The organism is Eubacterium sp. ER2 (genome assembly GCF_000765215.1).
Lineage (GTDB): Bacteria > Bacillota > Clostridia > Lachnospirales > Lachnospiraceae > Claveliimonas > Claveliimonas intestinigallinarum.
In genome coordinates this window covers 1-17445 of the sequence record NZ_JPJE01000007.1, presented here as the reverse complement: position 1 = coordinate 17445, position 17445 = coordinate 1, and the positions used below count along the sequence as shown (strand labels likewise).

The following is a 17445-nucleotide window of genomic DNA, read 5'->3' as shown; positions in this document are numbered from 1 at the left end:
AAAAAAAAAAAAACGTGCTGTCTCTCGTTCCATTCTCACCCCGAACACAATGCCTCCACTTTCCAGGACATACGCTGCAAGGAGAAAGAAAAACCCCCCTGAAGAACTTCTGCGACGGACATCCTCATCTTTGGCATACATCGCATAGGGCTTACAAAAACTTTCTTCTGACCTATTAGTCTCTGGACATGTCCGTCTGCACAGGCCACATCCTGTACATCTCTCTGCATCTATTTTCGGATAGGGAAATCCCTCCTGATCCTGGCACATAGAAATACAATGCACAGGGCAGACATTTTGGCAGGCTCCACATCCCGTACAGTCATATCTATAAATCTGCTCCATTTTTCTCCTCTCTTTTTATCTTAAAGTTTGCAAGGATTCTTTCTGCCTGTTCTTTTTCATCAGATGAAAATCCAAAATACCATAGACAAAGAAGATACACTCCCAAAAACAGGACCGCCTCTCCGATAAAAGCAGGCCATGAATCAACCGGGATAAACAGCCGAACACAGAGCCCTACTGCCGCCGCTATGAGTAGGGCTGCCGTCGGACGCAGCATACTCCGGAAAAAGACATAGATATCCAACCCGACATGCCTATCGTAATACCAGTTCATCAGTAAAACATTTCCTGCAACCGTAGCCAGAGCCGTACCTGCCGCAGATCCAAGTGCCCCAAAACGAATTGCTAACGGAATGCTGACAATCAAATTAGCGAGAGCAATCAGGAAATAGGTGACTGACCGGAATTTATGTTTGTTTTTTGCTTTCTGTATCTCTATACCGATATTTTGAATCAAAGGAATCATAGTCGGCAACATAATGACTGCCCCAATCAGATATGATCCTTCATATTCCTGTCCTGCCCATTTGATGATAAAAAACTTTCCATACAATAAATAGCCGGTGAGTACTGCCCCGAGAATAATATACTGTATTCTTCCTATCTTCACAAACAGTTCTGTCAGCTTGTCATCGCCCTGGCCTTCTGCAATCATTTTATTCACTCTAGGAATGAATACATTGGATACCGCTGTGGACATATTGATAAAGTACTGATTGAACTGACTTCCGACAGAATAAAGCGCTACGATTCCCGCTCCCTGAAATGCTCCAAGGACCATCTTGTCAATATTCCAGTTAATCTGATTCGCCACTTCATTTAGGAAAACATAAAAAGAGAAAGTCCCCACTCTTTTCAGGACGCCACGTTCCATTCCCTTGAACTGAAATTTCATATGCAGCTTTCTCACACAGTAATAGACATTCAGTCCCACACGCAAAAGCGACAAAATCAGATTGGCCATTACAAGAGACATGGATCTGTATCCCATCAGCAAAAGCGGTAGCCCGATGAAAGGGTTCAGCACGTTTACCATAATCAGAAGCATTCTTTGAAAAATGTACCTCTCATGCGCCGTTATGTAGCAGTCAAAAATAATATTGGGAAAGGTGAGCGCCATGGTTATGATCAATACTACCATAAGAATTCGCACTTCCTGTATTTCTCCAGGGGTCAGGCTCCCTCCAAACAGAAAATCTGCAGACAGGACCATACCTGCTCCTGCAATCACACACAGAACTGACATGGCCAAGAATACAAGGAGAAAAATGCTGTTCAGCTTCCGGATACCTTCCTCATCGTTTTGTACCCTATAATCATAATAAAATTTCACGTAAGAACTGCCAAACCCAAATGTCAGCAATCCCAAGTAGGCGACCGTTGAGTTGCTCAGCTGGTACAGGCCATATTGATCTTGTCCCAAAAGTCGTAGCATGACCGGCGTATAAATCATTGCCGTCAGATTCTGGATGCCGATTGATACATAACTCAAAAACGTCCCCATTTTCAATTGGTTAAATGATCTTGCTCTAAGCATAGCGCTCTCCTTTATAAATGCAGGACAGGAAGTCTCTGGTCTTTTCTCTCTCCTCTTCTATAATTGCTTCTGACTTGCAAAAGTCTGTATCCTTTACGGAATTGCAACCTACTCTCTCCCAATATCTGTCTTCCATATCGAATCTTTGCAGCAGAGTATGAAGCCGAGATCCCATATCTGCAAACGCCTCTTTTCTGCGGAAAACGACAAAGTTCTTTTTAAATATGATTGAAAAAGCAGTTCCATGAAAAGAATCTGTACATACTATTGACGCGTGGTCCACAAGATAGAGAAATTCATCCGGTGCTATCTGAAAATGTTCCTCTGTCTGAAGACGGTAGACCACGCATCCTGCAAAGCGAGCGAACTCCTCCACACGCTCTTTGTATTCTGGCGTATATTCACCCAGAAAATAAGCCAGTATATATCGATTTTCTCTCATCTTCACTCTTTTCTCTATCCTTCTCCACTGTGAAGCAGAAAGATAAAAAGTTGGATCCAGCAGTACTTCCGCCTTCCTCCCACACAAACGATAGATCAATGTCGCCCCCTCTTTTTCCCTGACCGAAAGGAGGCGGAAATCCTGGATCCAGGCAGCATACTCTTTTTTCTTTTCCTCCGGTATGTCCTCCACAGCAATGCTGGGGGCAAAAGCAACTTTCTTCTCCGCACTTGTAAAAGTCAGGAAATTATCACACGTCACATATGCAAGATAAGGATTCCATACCTGGTCACTCCCTGCCACAAAACAGTCATAGGAGGAGTCCAGTTTCTCCGGCGCCGAATCTTTGATGACATATCTGCTCCTCTTTATGTATCTTTTCGTAAATCTATAAAAACTCAGTCTCCTCCTCTCTTCCACCGTAAGATGATAATGTAAGAGTTTCTTGAGACGCAATTTATTCAGATAAACAAAATTCTCTGCATCAAAGACATTGGTCACTTTATGCACAGTCTCGACCTCGGCACCTGTCTCCTTTAATGCCTCCTGGACAGCGTAGTTCTGCAGCCGGTTCCCGTAATTTTCTCCATTTGTAATCGTAATGATTCCTATTTTCACAGTCTATCTTCCTTTTCTGATTGCTTTTATCTTTGTATACATATAATGAATCACATAATAAACCAAGAATTTTTTCTTTTTCAACAGATAATGATCCAGTTTTTTTATTCTCCCATTTTCTCTTTCTCTCTCAAGAAATGTTTGAAATCTTTTATCTGACAGAACCTCCTGTATCTGACCGATACGATACAAAAAAGGAAGGCTCTTCCATACAGTCAGATAGGCGGCTGCCGTATTGATCCCCTGACGAAAGAAATAGTGATTCAGTTCCTTTTGTGCATTCAGACTGATATGATAGTATGTCTGATCCATTTCCAGTATTTTTTTGTCTATATCCATCTGCATTTCAAATGAGTTTTTATAGTAAGCACTACCAGCACCTTTTCCTTGATCAATATGATAGGTCATGACTGGTTTGCTCTCCACTCTGTAATTTCGCACGTATCTGAAGTATTCCAGGTTGAACCTGATATCCTCTCCATACTTGATCCCCTGCGGAAACTGAAGCCCGTTTTCCACAATAATCTGCCTACTGTATAACTTGGCACACGGATACATGAAGAGCTCTTCATTCAACATTCTAGGAAGATTATCATATCCGGAGTGCATGCCTATGATATAGTCAGAAAGTGCAAGCGGTGCCTTCTTTTTTTCTCCCACCACATGCTTATAAAAATTCATGACAAGCCACTGAATGTCAGAATCTGTCATTTGCAGCATTTCCTCCAGAGCACCATCCTCCAACTCGTCATCTATATCCAGAAAATAAATCCACTCTCCCTGGGCCTTTGATATGCCCAGATTCCTTGCGGCGCCTACCCCTCTGTTTTTCTGTCTGATAAGGCGGAACTTCATGTTTCCTTCTATGTATTCCCTGCATTTTTCATAAAAATTGTCTGTGGACCCGTCATCTATAAGTATGACCTCATATCTATCTTCCTTTTGTCTATATATGGAATCCACACATCTTTGAAAATAGAGTTCCCCATTATACACAGGTATGATAATACTGATATGAATTGTCTTCATGCTTCCTCCTGATTTCGTCTAAGCTTATGAGCAGCATAAAACTCATGAATTTTGCTGTATAAAAAACCGTGCCTCAGCAGAATCCGATCCAAAGGATGCAATCTTCCGGACGCAGCTTCTCTTTGAACGATCTCCCGAAATTCCCAAGAGTCCGTTACAGTCTGTATTCTCCTCTTTCTCTCTAATCTTTCAAGTCTTTTTTCCCCTGCAATCCTCTGGATGACCGAAACCGCCTGTGAAAAATAAAAATGATTGATCCTTTCGTATGCTGTCTCATCGATTCGATAGACATTGTTTATGCGGTACTCCATTTCGCGGAATATATCCTTCTGGATCTCCCACTCATTGTCAATCAGTCTGGTCCCCAGGCCCTTTCCATATGTATAACAGTACCCATATACCTCCTTCCGCAGAATAGTAAAATTGCGCACAAAAGAAAAATAGTCCATATTGAACAGCAGATCCTCCCCATAGCTTTTGTCCTCATGAAAGTAGAGGCCATACTCCGAGATCAGCTTCGCCTTGAACAATTTTCCCCACACACAGTGAAAATTCCTGCTACAGCACAACTCAGGAAGTTCACTTTTCATACCCCTGTGGACAGCTTCCGTAAAATACTGTGCATGTCTCATAATTGTTCCCTTGCCGCCCTGCTCTGACATATAGTAGTTCCCGATAACCCAATCTGTGCCTGTCCGGTATTTCATCAGCTCTTTTACTGCGTCCTCCAAAAGAATGTCATCTGCATCCAAAAAGACGATCCAAGTTCCTGAAGCCAACTCTAGTCCAAGATTTCTTGCCGCACTTACCCCACGATTTTCTGTCGTCCTGACAATAAGACGGGAATCTTTCTCCCCAAAACACCTGCATATTTCCTCCGTTCTATCGGAAGATCCGTCATTGATTACGATGATCTCCAATTCCGGATATGTCTGTCCGCAGGCGCTTCGTATACATTTTTCTATTGTTCCCTCGGCATTATAGGCCGGTATTATGATTGTAACTTTTTCCATTGTCTTATCTCCGAAGCAGAGGTCTGATCAAGCAAACCGGACTATAACGCAAAGCCAGCCCTATCACCCTGTCCTTTTCTTTCCCAGTTCCCCTCCACATAAAAGCTGGAAATACTTCTGCAAATCTTTTCCGGTAATATCTGTAGTCATCCCTAAAAGTATGGAATTCCCCGCTCTTCAAAACAGAGAGGAGCAAACAATAGTAATGTACGCTTAGGAAATAGTCCACATATTTTTTCAGCGAAGGAAGTCGATCTAAAACCTTTTCTCGCATTTTCCTCAGATGGCTTTCTACAATACGGAATTTCCGTGAATACCCAGACTTTGTGATACTTCCCTCTCTCGCACGGTAATAATACTCCTCTGTGTCCACAAAGACAGCACGACGGCACTTTAGGAGCAGACTGAACAAAGTAATCGTATCCTCATTGATCTCACCTTCTGGGAAACGTACATTCCTCCACATTTCTACGGCAAACACCTTGTCACATACGCTCTCTGTAATCTGACGCAGGAAAAAATGTCTGAGGACCTCTTCGCTATTCCAGGTATATGTATGTACACTCTTAAACTTTTGTATATGTTCCTCTTCCACCCAGCGACAGGCGGCTATATCTGCGTCCTCTGTTCTCACCGCCTGAAGAAGGTGCTCATACATAGTGGCAGAGATCCAGTCATCCGAATCGACAAACCCCACATATAGACCTTTTGCCAGATCCAATCCCGTATTTCTAGCAGAGGAAAGTCCTCCGTTTTCCTTATGGACCACATGGATCCGTTCATCCTTCTCCGCATACAAATCACAGATTGCTCCACTCTGATCACTGGATCCATCATCGATTAAGATTACTTCAAACTCCTGAAAAGATTGTGCGAGGATGCTGTCCAGGCAATCCCTAATATACTTCTCAACATTATAAACAGGAACAATGATGGACAAAACCGGCTGTTCCTTCCCTCTCATTATGCCTCTGTCCATTTGTTTTTCACCTTTCTGGCGGGAATTCCCGCTATCACAATACCCGGCTCTGTAAAAGAAGTATTCACAACAGCGCCTGCTCCCACCGTAATGTCATCGGCAATCGTAATTCCGCCTATCAGAATTGCTCCTGCACCTATATCCACCCTTTCTCCAATCCTTGGTGTTTCCTCAGATACTCCATTATTTCCTATACAGTTCGAGCCGTGAAGACGGCAGTCTTTCCCAATCCTGGCATATCCGTTTACCACGATATTCCCTGTATGATAGATAATCAGGCCCTCATCAAAAGAATTCTCCACAATTTCCAATCCGAGTTTCAGCCCAAGCCGGTTTTTCTTTCTTCTCATCAAAGGATACATGATCCACTTCACAATGCCGGACTGACTGCAAAAAAATTCTGTATATCTCAGCGCTTTCTGATACTTCCATATTCTGACACAGGGATCCTGCGCAACCCATTCTACAAGCCGAGTACGCTTTGTTTTTCCAGTAATATAAAAAGCTTTTTCCTTTTTCAGGCATGCCTTTAACTTTTCTCTTGTATCAATCACAGTCAGTTTCCTCCTCTGTATCTATTTTGAAGACAGGCAAGGATATACAAAATGTTCTTCCATTTTAAAAGCATTGCCAATGAAAATATCCTCTGCTTGACCGGCAGCTTCTGCCAGGGATATTCCCGCAGGACCTCAGAAATATGACTCTCACGGCAATATGCAAGTATCTTTCTTTTTGACTTTCCCGCTTCACCATTTCTCCTGCCGACAGATGCCTCCATCATGATGCAGGTACGCACATTTGCAATTAAAGTGCGCTGCAATGGCAACTTCCCATACTGGTATGCTCCCATCTCCTTCAGAAGCTTTTTCTCATAGCAGAATAGCCGGATTATCTTTTCAAATCTATCGCTTCTGTATGACTTTGAAAGGCTTCCCGCATTCTGGCAATAATAATATACCGGGGCATGGAGCACTTCCGCACATCTTACATATTTCAGGCAGCGGATGTGAAAAATAATATCCTCAGAAATATATTCCCTTTCTGACGGAAACCGAACATCTTCGTTATCAAACAACTGTCTGGAATACAGATTTTTCCAAACAGACATCCCTATACGATCATCATATCTGTCTTCCGGCCGGGAGCCCAACATATTGGCTAGCAGGATCCTGATAACATCCTCGCCGATAATCTTATCAGGAATCCCTTCATTTCGGAAACACTGCTCATATCCGCTGTCATATTTTTTTATATAACCGCCCACGACCAAATCCGCGTTGGATGCTTTTGCTCTGTCATACAGCTTTTCACACATATCAGGTGCTATGTAATCATCCGAATCCACAAAGGCAACATACTCTCCCTCTGCCGCAGCTATACCAGTATTCCGTGCATACCCAAGGCCCTCATTTTTTTTATGTATCACACAGATTCTGTTATCCTTAACAGCCCACTGATCGCACTGCCGGCTGCATATTTCTTCAGATCCGTCATCTACGATAATGATTTCAAAGTCTCTCAAAGACTGTTTGACAAGACTTTCCATGCATCTATCCAGATAGATTCCAGTGTTATATACAGGTACAATAATACTAATCTTTTTTAATGGACTCATCATTCTCTTCCCCACTCCTTCCCTTCATAAAGATAAAAGGCACTGCCAGCATAAAATACGCGAGATAACCACTGTTTTCCACACGTAGAGCACTGTTATAAAACACCTGCAAAATACAAGTAACAGCACATATGGCTGCTGTCCCGCAATAGATTTGGGCCGTTTCATCCAGAAAACGGCGCATAATAAGTGCTTTTGCAGATATGCTTATATAAAATCCAAGGTACAGGAATAATCCGACAAATCCTGTCTCCAGAAACAAAAACGCCTGCAGCAGATAAGTATAATGGATCGTCTCGCCATACTGCTGGAAAAAGCCGCTGTTAAAAAATGTGGAAGTCTCACAGCTTCCCAGACCAAATCCAAACAACCGCTGCGAAATGGTATGCAGAAATTCATTGCAAATCCGGGATATAGCCGTCAGACGGTTCAAGTCTGTCTCCGTACTGTATCCCCCCTGTCCCGTATAATCCAGAATCTGATTCACAGAGAACTCCCATCCCGGAAAGACTGCATTAAACAACTGCAATCCTATAAAGAGTCCTGCGGCCGCCCCTATCAGCATCAAGATTGTTCTGGAAGAAAACCGCGTCAGAAGTATACTTACTGCCAGGATCAGCACATATTCCATAAACCAGAATTTCAACTCACTCAGAGCAGCTATATACAAACTTCCCGCAGAGACATACAGAAAGATCCAAAACGAAAGTCTCCGAGCCATATACATCACGCAGACAAAAGAGACATATATACACAAATAAGTGTTCATATATCCATTACATCCCATCTGCGTTCCAAATAGTCCTCCCAGATTATCCTGACTGTATCCCTGTATCCAGAACTGGAAAGATACGATAAGAATATTGGCATGAAAAAGCCAGGAAAAAAGCCGCATAAGATTTTCCACATCATCGACATCTAGAATAACAACACAGGAGAAGAAAAACAGAAAAAACCTCATTAGATTTCTGTAGGACCAACAGATCAGCAGTATATCCACCTGCTGGAAAAGTGCTGACAGCGTACCTATCACAAAAAAGGCGCCGGCCAGAACAAGTGGAAACACAAAATAGTATCTATCGTTTTTTTCAAACAGAGTTTTCAAAGCCAGTCCCAGGCACAGGAGCATCATAAGATCCATAGCTAAATCAAGGCTATCCGGCATCCCGAACTGAGAAATCATCCATTTTTCCACACAGCAGTAAAAGATCATCAGGTAGATGATCCAGGCCGGACGCCTCAAAAGTAAAAGAATACATCCCCCACCACAAAGCGCTGCTGTCTCCAGTATCATATAATCTTCTCTGATTCCTATAAACATCATAGCAAAGACGATTGCATATCCCGCTATGAAAAGAAGAAACGTTTTCTTTTTACCTTGTATTTTCATCATATAGCCTGCCTGTCTTTTTTAAACAATTTACAATCTGCTCACCCAACGCATACAAAGAAAAACTGTTTTCATAACTTTTCCTGGAAGCCTCGCACATGCGCCTGTACAAGATCGGATCCTCGGAAAGCATACAGATTTTCTCCACCAGTTCCCCCTCACTCTTTCTGATAATAAATCCGTCAACCCCATCTTTTATATATTCTTCCACGGCCCGTGATTCTGTCACAATTACAGGCTTTGCAAATTGTTTTGCCTGTAAAATGACAAGCTGACCGGATGAGATTCTTTTGTCTTTCAAGGCGATGACAACACAAAAGCACTCTGCAATCATCTGGAAAAAATCTTCATAGTAGGTATTTTTATAGACCGTAAAATTTTCTTCGGTTTTCCTGTCTATACTGTCACAGACAATTTTCACCTCGTATGGGTGACCTCTCAGTGCCCGAAATAGGAATTCATAATCTCGGTTACTTCTCCCTGCAGACAAAATATAGGGCTCCGTCTTCTTCCTCTTTATACCTCCGGTCAGATCTTCCAGACCCAGCCTGCAGCTTAGGAGCTTTCCTGCCGGAACGCCAAATAATTTTTCGTAATATTTTTTTTCATACTCCGAATAAACAACAATACAATCCAAATACTTACTATTGATGATCTTTTTTATAAATCTGTATTGCAAAGCACCTGCTGCGCCCTTTCTCCGATTATAGATAAAAGTCATGACCATACAGTAATTCTTTTTTTTCACATGGAAGAGCAAACAATAAAACGCATAAAAAATTCCATAATACTGTTGCAATGCGATTAGATTGTCAATCTCGTTCCTGTGTAAAAAAAGCCGGAATGGGAAGATCAGAAAATTTATATAGCGTCGGATTTTCTCCTTTCGTCCGGACAATTTATACTTCAGCCCGCCGTGGGAGGCTGTCCACCTTTCACCAGTCAGCTCTGCAAGTATACTGTCAAAATTCCATCCGGGCCCAGGCACAGTATCCGTTACGATCATATTTTTACTTACTTTCATATACTTCCACCGTTCTTTCCGCAACCATTTCCCAGTTGTAACACCTGCCCACATAATCAGCAGCCTTCTCTCCCAGTCGGCAGCATTTTTCAGGATCTCTTAGCAATTCTTCCAAATGTCTCTGCAGATCATCAGTGTTTCCAGTGCAAAAGCTCTCCACACATCCCTCTGCCACATTTAGATTCTCTGGAATATCACTGACAAGACAGCACCGTCCATAGCTCATGGCTTCCAGAAGACTTATCGGCATTCCCTCAATCTCACTAGGCAGAACATATACAGCCGCGTTACTAAACAGTTCCTCCAAAAGTTCTCCCTCCACAAATCCGGTAAAGATAATCTTCTCACTGTTTCCTGCAAGCTCCAAGATCTGCCTGCCGTATTCCTGTGCATAGGGGCAGTTTCCAGCGACCACCAGCTTTTTCTCTGTATCTATATTCTTGTAGGCATTTATAAGATAATGGAGCCCTTTTTCAGGTACGATCCGGGCGAGAAAAAGGATATACCCTTCTTTTTCCAGGCCGAATTTTTTCCGAATTAGATTCGGTCTGCGCTTAGGCATCGGATCAACTCCGTTCGGAATATAGTTTGTTCGCCTCCCATACTGTTCCATGAAATATCTCTGAACATCTTTTGACAAGACTATAATCTGATCCGCATATTTAACTGCAAACTTTTCACCAACAAGGAGCATTTTTGACGCAAACCTGCTCCACTTTGCCCGCCTCCAGTCCAATCCATGTATAGTCACAGCTATCTTCTTGTGGAACAGATGCGGAAGCCAGAGCATTAAGCAGGATCCCTCTGCATGATAGTGAAGAATGTCATACCCCCGGGTCAGGGCACGGAGAGTAGAAAAGAATGCTGCAATAATGGCATCCAGATTTTTCCTGTGAACAGTAAACGAATAGTACATACGCATGCCTTTATATTCTCTGATCTGCTCCCCCTCGGGCATTCTGCGGTTATATATATCAATCTGTATTCCCCGTTTCATAAGATGTTCCGATAATTTTTCTACGACGATCTCCACACCGCCACTGCGGGATGGGATTTGCTTATGTCCAATCATTGCAACCTTCATATCTTCTGTATATCAGAGAAAGCTCCTATAGATTTTCTCCATTTCCTTTCCATATTTCTCCAGAGACCAGAGACATTTCCTGGTTTCTGCACAATATCTGCTCATTCGTTCTATCTGCCCCGGTTGCTCCAGAAGTGACTTCACAGACCTGTCCAGAGAATCGATTCCAAATGGCTCGCGGACCAGCACCCCGTTTTCCCCATCACGAATCAAATCCCTTGTGCCTCCTCTCCCGCTTGCGACAACAGGAGTCCCCAGGGAGATGGACTCCAGTACTGACAGAGGACAATTTTCATAGCAGACCGATGGAAAAACGACCAGCTTAGCCCCTGCAATTGTCTCATATAGCTTTTCGCCTGTAAGTACGCCTAGATATTGGACATTAGAGCGGGCACAGCAGCTTTCCTTCAAAGGACCGCTCCCCGCAATTTTAAACTGCAATTCAGGATGTCTGGACGCCAGCTGCAGAAATAGTTGAATTCCTTTTTCCTGTGATAGTCTTCCAAAATATAAAATATAATCTTTCTTTATGAAGTTCTCCATGTGAGATGGAACCATGATAAAATTGGGGATAACTTTTGTCTTCCCCTGATACCGTTTCTTGGTGCACAGAACAGACTCCATAAAAGAGCTCGGACAGATATACAGAGCCACCTTATCGTAAGTTGTTTTCAGGCTATAAAAGAGCCCTTCCACAGATCCGATCAAGCTTTTTAAAACTGAACCGTGGATACATCTGTAACGCACGCAATTCCACTTGCTTCCTTCAATACATTTTCTGCATATTTCTTCTTTTTCTGCATTGTACAGAAGATGACTGGGACAGACCATCTGGGAATCATGGACCGTCTGGACAACAGGAATATTTTTCTTCCAGGCAGCATCAATGACCGAGGGAGTAATTTGAAAATTTATGTTATTCAGATGCACAATATCCGGTCTGAACCGTTCCAGCAGCTCTGAAAATTTCCTGTATGCTTCAAAAGAGTATATGATTTTGACAGGATATAAGAGAGTTCTTAAACCTGTACTGTGAAAATCCATGTGAGAGGTATACAGTCCCCATTTATTTCCCACCTCATTCTTCTGATCAAGCATTCCAAAATACATGACCTCATGTCCGTGTTCTTCGAAATATTTCCCAAGTCTCAAAACATAGGACTCCGCTCCACCCCGCTGGTACAAAAATTTATTGACGAATAAAATTTTCATTTTCTGCTTACCTTGTGTTGATACTCTTTGTATTGTACATAATACTTATTTTGGGTCATATCGACTTTATTTAAGATTGCTCCCAAGATGGGACATCCTGTCTTCTCTAGCTGTTCCTTTACCTCTTGAGCGAACTTATAACTGATCTTATCTGACTCGATCACAAGCACTGCTCCGTCACATTCTTTAGCGATGACTGCACAGTCTATGACACTCCCAAGGGGCGGTGTATCAATAATCACATAATCATATTCTTTCCTCACCTGATGCACCAGTTCCTGAAACATTTCCCCTCCCAGCAGCTCTGCCGGATTCGGTGGAACCGGTCCTGAAAAAATAATATCCAATTCCGGAAATTCCGTTGAATAGATAATCTCTTTGATTTCCGCCTGCTCTGTCAGATAGTTGGTAAGACCATCCACTTTATCTTTAACCCGAACTCTAGCCTTCAAGACAGATTTTCGCAGGTCGGCATCGATAAACAGGGTTCCTTTGCCCGCCTCCGCCATAGAAAGAGCCAGATTCAGAGAAACACTACTTTTCCCTTCATTTGGTATACTACTTGTAAATGCGATTACTTTCTTGTTTCCTCCACAAAGTTGTATATTTGTACGCAGTTTTTTATATGCCTCATCACTGAAATAATCCAGCTGTTTTAATGCTAATTTAATTTTCATTTTTTCTCCGCCTTTCAGCATTTTATTTCTTTTTTCCTATTTTTTTATTTATAGCCGGTATCATGCCCAGCGTGCTGATATTCAGATACCGTTCCACATCCTCTGTACTTTTTATCTTATCATTTACAAGGCCTTTTACGGTCACCGTCACCAGCACCAGGAAGACTGCGACGATACCGGCAAGCAGAGCGTACTTTACAGATCCGACGCCTGCTGGAGTATCTGGAATATTGGCATAGTCTACGACATTGACAGATTGAGTGCTCATAACCTTTTGAATATGCTGCGCCGATACTTCTCGCACTTCATCTGCAATTTCCGCTGCCAGATAGGGATCTTCGTCTGACACTGTAATATAGATTACCCGCGTTTCCGACGGTGCAAGGATAGTCAGTTTTTTAAGGAGATCCTCATACTCTATGTCCAACTGAAGCTTAACAATCACCTGTTCAATCACCGTCCTGCTCTGGATCAATTCCTGATAATCTCTCGTCAGAGCTGTACTAGCTTCCATATCTCCGTTTGTCACTGTGCCGCTCTCCTGTTTTGCAAGAACATACATTTTCGTCGTTGATTCATACTGCCTTGGCAGGAGCGTTACTGATAGCAGCATGGCAGCCAGGGCTGCCGCGAGACCGCTTAAAAGAATAATTGCCATATTCTTCCATATTTCTGTTAATATTTTTTTCGTATCTATTTCAAATCTTTCATTGTCCCTTTTCATACTTGTCAGCTATCTTCCTTCCATTATTTTTTGTGGATGATCAATCATGATCCTCCGCATATAATTACTACCGTACTTCTTTGTAAGATACGCAGCACAGGCTCCCAGATCAGGCTTTCTGCGTCTTAGTCCGTGTGCATCAGATCCAATCAGATCCAACAGATCGTACTTAATAAGAGACCGACAGAACTTCTTGGCAGATATGCCATTCTGTCCCAAGACACTTCCTGCATTGACAGATATCAACACTCCCAGGTCTGACAGTTCCTCCAGAAATGTAAAATCTTTCGTTACACAGTCATATCGCTCCGCATGCGCGAGAACAGGAGTCCAACCATAACTCAGCACACCGCAGAGTGTCTCTCTTAGTTCCACCTGACTTGTTCCTGCACCAAACTCAATCAGAGCATGGTCAGATCCTCCCAGGAAGAATTTTCTGTGCTCTTCCAGGGTGTCTAAAAGCCTATCATCCGCATAAAATTCACATCCAGGATAGACTGTCAGGTCAGGACCGATTCTGTGGGCCATTTCACAGATCTGCTGGATAAGGACATCCAGTTTTTCCTGCTTTGTCTCAAACATCCCCCTCCTGTAATGAGGCGTCAAAAAAATATGACGCACCCCTTGGTTGTACTCCATTGCCAACATACCCTCCGACTCTTTTTCTGTTTCTGCTCCATCATCAACTCCCGGCAGCAGATGACAGTGTATATCATACAATCCTGTCATAAATAACCTCCTATACTTGCTTATTTTTTGAAATCCGTCTACAATAAAATTACCATTTACAAACAGGAGGTACTTTTATGAATACAACAAATGAAAAATCCCGTCTCCACTATCTTGATCTTCTAAAAACAATTGCTATTTTCTGTGTTATTCTCTATCACAGTCTCACTGTGTCAGGAAATGTCAGATCAGGATCTCTAGTTTCCTATTTCAACTACTTCATCATTTCCTGTCTTTCAATATGTATGCCCGTATTTTTTGCAGTAAATGGTGGCCTCCTGTTTAATAAATCTTTTCATTTAAAAAAACATATCCGTAAAATGGCACATATGATATTTCTTGTCATCGTATGGGATATGGGAAATGTACTGGTCAAAGCGACTTTTCTGTATCATACTGCAGACCCTGCTTCTATCCTCCGGCATTTTTGGAGCTTTGACGCGGGCTGGAGCAATCAGCTCTGGTTTCTTATGGCTCTTTTTGTCCTGTATTTTTTCTTTCCCATCCTGAAGGCGACCTACGATACTAAAAAGCATACCTTTTTAATTTTTACAGCCGCATCGCTGGTAATTGTCTGCGGAAACAATATGCTGCTAATCTGTACCCGCCTAGTCGCATTTCTTTTTCATGCTCCTGTTCCTACTTCCGACATAAACTTTTTCAATCAATTTAATCCCTTCAGGGGCATATATGGCTTTTCCTTTGCCTACTTCCTTGTCGGCGCTCTGTTAGTCACTCATATCCGTCATCTTTCACAAAAGCTTTCTTTTATGCTCGCTCTTATTTTATATCTTGCTAGCATGTTGTGTCTGACTCTATACGGAGTTATGTGCTCGTATGGACAAGATACCTATTTCGATCCTGTGTGGGGCGGAATGGAGACAATTTTTGTTCTCATCGGCACGCTCTGCATTTTCAGGTGTAGTCTTGCCTATAGGTATTCTGAAAAACGAATCTGTAGATATGTCAGATTTATTTCCGATCATTCTCTTGGAATATACCTACTGCAGTCTATTCTGGCTGACTTCATGCACACAGCACTATCCCATACTCCAATTTCCGGAAACATACTTATAAATATTGGGGCAGCACTAGTCCTTCTGTGGATCTGTGCTTTACTCTCTTCTGTGGCAAGCAAAATTCCGGTTCTGTCAAAAATCTTCACCTTATAAAACCGAGACGGTGAGTCTGGCAGCCGGTGACTGATTACCATCACTGTCCACCACATAATATTCCACCTGATACTGTCCTGCTATATTCGTGTCTATCTGCCCTGTCACATTGATACGAGTCCAAAGGTCTTCTTCTGTATCTTTATCGTCGATAATTTCCTTTACATAATCAAGCGCATTAAAAACGGAGCCTACCGGAAGCTCCAATCCATTGGTGGTCAAAATAATCTGTGGAACTGTACTTGCCGTCTCCACTGTTGTCTGTTGATCCTGTATGTTCTGGTCAGAATCACTCTGGTCAATAGTATAGCTTCTCTGACATTTAGCCACGTTATTGCTACTATCCTTAGCCACATAAATGACAGTCAGCATTTCCTCTTCTGTCTCCTTATATACAGATTCTATTCTCAAAGAATCCGTCACATCTCCATCCTGCCCATCCTCTGCTGTTACTCCCTGAAGCAGCTCCTCGTCTGATACTCCCATCGAATATGATCGCACTTCCGGAATTGAAATCACCGGAGGCTCTCTATCCTGCCTGATTTTCACAACACTCAGCACTCCGCCAAGCGCAACTGACAGCAGCAATAATACGGCAATTATCTTTGTTCTCATTTTTTTATCCTCTCATATTGTCTTCTATTTTGCACCCTGTCCACAGAGCACAACAAAAATCGTCTTAAACAATATTTTTATATCAAGTTCAAGACTCCAGTTCTGTATATACTGAAGATCAAGCTTAACTACATCTTCAAAATCTGTAATATCACTTCTTCCGCTTACTTGCCATAGGCCGGTAAGGCCAGGTTTAGTAGCAAGCCTTGCCCTGTGATGATAATCATATTTTTCCCATTCATCCAAAGTAGGGGGTCTGGTCCCCACAAGACTCATATCTCCCTTTAATATATTCCAAAACTGAGGAAATTCGTCAATAGACGTTTTTCTGATAAACCAGCCAATACCATGCCCATCTCCATTCTTTCCGCTTCCGATAATCCTAGGATCCCTCTCCAATTTGAACATCTGGCCTTGCATTTTATTTTCTTTAAGAAGCTCCTTCTTTCTCTCCTCAGCATCCATATACATACTGCGGAACTTATAGATTTTAAATGTTTTTCCATTTTTCCCTACTCTTGTCTGTGAAAAAAACACAGGACCCGGAGAAGAAAAATAAATGGCTGGCGCAATAAAAATTGTAAGAACTCCAGTTACAACCAGTCCTGTAATACCTCCGGCTATATCCATCATTCGCTTCAGGAACAACTGTTTTGAAGAAGCCACGCGGATTGCTGTAGAAAGTACAATATATCCTCCCAGATTTCCCAGAAGTTGATTCTGCACTTCACTATCCATCCCGCTCCGCTCCTCCTCAACAGCCACCACCGTATGTACAGTCATTCCCATGTTGATGAGCGCATCCTTCAGAGAGCGCAGTTCATCATTGTCCTGATCAGCATTGATCAATATGCCATCAATCCATTTGGTTCTCACATAATCAAGAATTTCACTTTTTAGACATACAATTTTTGTATTGTCAACATTCTTGCCTTTTAAATCGTCCCGATCCAACAGTACAATCCCTATCACTTCAATCTCAAAAGGAAAACTCCTCTTCATTTTCCTCATAACATCCTCTGTTCTGTCAAACGTTGTAATCACAAGAAGTGTCTTTCTTTCAAAGGAAGTCTTCCGACGCCTGAGAAGATACTGTTTCCATAGAGTTCTTTCCACATAAAGAAGAATAATAGAGACTACGGTAAAAAGCAGAAAATTTATACGTGAAAAATCCGCTCCGGTCTGGCTGAAAAAAAGATACAGGACCATCATCATACAAACAATGCATATGTGCTTGACC

18 protein-coding genes are annotated in these 17445 nt (G+C 42.3%); 1 reads left to right on the top strand and 17 read right to left on the bottom strand.

Annotation, left to right across the window (positions count from 1 at the left end; all coding sequences use genetic code 11):
• The 15 genes from NI21_RS16700 to NI21_RS0103265 form a co-directional block, all read right to left on the bottom strand.
• Positions 1 to 345: 4Fe-4S binding protein (locus tag NI21_RS16700; RefSeq protein ID WP_147581161.1), on the bottom strand; the 345-nt coding region annotated here is incomplete at its 3' end.
• Positions 329 to 1882: a lipopolysaccharide biosynthesis protein gene (locus tag NI21_RS0103330; protein WP_052083864.1), complete on the bottom strand. Its 1554-nt coding sequence runs from the start codon at positions 1880 to 1882 to the stop codon at positions 329 to 331. The genes NI21_RS0103330 and NI21_RS16700, both read right to left, overlap by 17 nt.
• The gene (locus NI21_RS0103325; RefSeq protein ID WP_033124831.1) at positions 1875 to 2942 is read right to left on the bottom strand and encodes a polysaccharide pyruvyl transferase family protein; all 1068 of its coding nucleotides are present in this window, start codon (positions 2940 to 2942) and stop codon (positions 1875 to 1877) included. The genes NI21_RS0103330 and NI21_RS0103325 overlap by 8 nt, the downstream gene beginning before the upstream one ends.
• Positions 2943 to 2945: 3 nt before the next feature.
• Entirely contained in the window at positions 2946 to 3971 is a 1026-nt protein-coding gene (locus tag NI21_RS0103320; protein ID WP_033124830.1) for a glycosyltransferase family 2 protein, read from the bottom strand.
• A complete protein-coding gene (locus NI21_RS0103315; RefSeq protein WP_033124829.1) occupies positions 3968 to 4984 on the bottom strand; it encodes a glycosyltransferase family 2 protein in 1017 nt (338 codons plus the stop codon). The genes NI21_RS0103320 and NI21_RS0103315 overlap by 4 nt, the downstream gene beginning before the upstream one ends.
• A gap of 4 nt (positions 4985 to 4988) precedes the next feature.
• On the bottom strand, positions 4989 to 5963 hold the full coding sequence (locus NI21_RS0103310; protein ID WP_052083862.1) for a glycosyltransferase: 975 nt from the start codon (positions 5961 to 5963) through the stop codon (positions 4989 to 4991).
• Entirely contained in the window at positions 5948 to 6517 is a 570-nt protein-coding gene (locus NI21_RS0103305; RefSeq protein WP_033124828.1) for a hypothetical protein, read from the bottom strand. Before NI21_RS0103305 ends, NI21_RS0103310 begins: the two co-directional genes overlap by 16 nt.
• A gap of 2 nt (positions 6518 to 6519) precedes the next feature.
• On the bottom strand, positions 6520 to 7581 hold the full coding sequence (locus NI21_RS0103300) for a glycosyltransferase (protein WP_052083860.1): 1062 nt from the start codon (positions 7579 to 7581) through the stop codon (positions 6520 to 6522).
• Complete coding sequence (locus tag NI21_RS0103295) at positions 7556 to 8971, bottom strand: hypothetical protein (protein ID WP_138303057.1); 1416 nt, start codon at positions 8969 to 8971, stop codon at positions 7556 to 7558. The genes NI21_RS0103300 and NI21_RS0103295 overlap by 26 nt, the downstream gene beginning before the upstream one ends.
• The gene (locus NI21_RS0103290; RefSeq protein ID WP_033124826.1) at positions 8952 to 9992 is read right to left on the bottom strand and encodes a glycosyltransferase; all 1041 of its coding nucleotides are present in this window, start codon (positions 9990 to 9992) and stop codon (positions 8952 to 8954) included. The genes NI21_RS0103295 and NI21_RS0103290 overlap by 20 nt, the downstream gene beginning before the upstream one ends.
• Entirely contained in the window at positions 9979 to 11076 is a 1098-nt protein-coding gene (locus tag NI21_RS0103285; RefSeq protein WP_033124825.1) for a glycosyltransferase family 4 protein, read from the bottom strand. The genes NI21_RS0103290 and NI21_RS0103285 overlap by 14 nt, the downstream gene beginning before the upstream one ends.
• Positions 11077 to 11088: 12 nt before the next feature.
• On the bottom strand, positions 11089 to 12288 hold the full coding sequence (locus tag NI21_RS0103280) for a glycosyltransferase family 4 protein (protein ID WP_033124824.1): 1200 nt from the start codon (positions 12286 to 12288) through the stop codon (positions 11089 to 11091).
• Entirely contained in the window at positions 12285 to 12965 is a 681-nt protein-coding gene (locus NI21_RS0103275) for a CpsD/CapB family tyrosine-protein kinase (protein ID WP_033124833.1), read from the bottom strand. Before NI21_RS0103275 ends, NI21_RS0103280 begins: the two co-directional genes overlap by 4 nt.
• A gap of 22 nt (positions 12966 to 12987) precedes the next feature.
• Positions 12988 to 13689: a YveK family protein gene (locus tag NI21_RS0103270; protein ID WP_033124823.1), complete on the bottom strand. Its 702-nt coding sequence runs from the start codon at positions 13687 to 13689 to the stop codon at positions 12988 to 12990.
• Between the two features lie 9 nt (positions 13690 to 13698).
• Positions 13699 to 14418: a CpsB/CapC family capsule biosynthesis tyrosine phosphatase gene (locus NI21_RS0103265; protein WP_033124822.1), complete on the bottom strand. Its 720-nt coding sequence runs from the start codon at positions 14416 to 14418 to the stop codon at positions 13699 to 13701.
• A 77-nt stretch (positions 14419 to 14495) separates the two neighbouring features.
• On the opposite strand from NI21_RS0103265, the gene NI21_RS0103260 reads away from it, so the two are divergent.
• Positions 14496 to 15590 carry an acyltransferase gene (locus tag NI21_RS0103260; protein ID WP_033124821.1) on the top strand — a complete coding sequence of 365 codons (1095 nt, stop codon included), beginning with the start codon at positions 14496 to 14498 and terminating at the stop codon, positions 15588 to 15590.
• Here NI21_RS0103260 and NI21_RS0103255 read toward each other — a convergent pair.
• Positions 15585 to 16205, bottom strand: coding sequence for an immunoglobulin-like domain-containing protein (locus NI21_RS0103255; protein ID WP_033124820.1), 621 nt, complete (start codon positions 16203 to 16205; stop codon positions 15585 to 15587). The two genes, NI21_RS0103260 and NI21_RS0103255, sit on opposite strands and share 6 nt — an antisense overlap.
• Before the next feature lie 24 nt (positions 16206 to 16229).
• A partial coding sequence (locus tag NI21_RS0103250) for a sugar transferase (protein WP_033124819.1) occupies positions 16230 to 17445 on the bottom strand: 1216 nt, incomplete at its 5' end.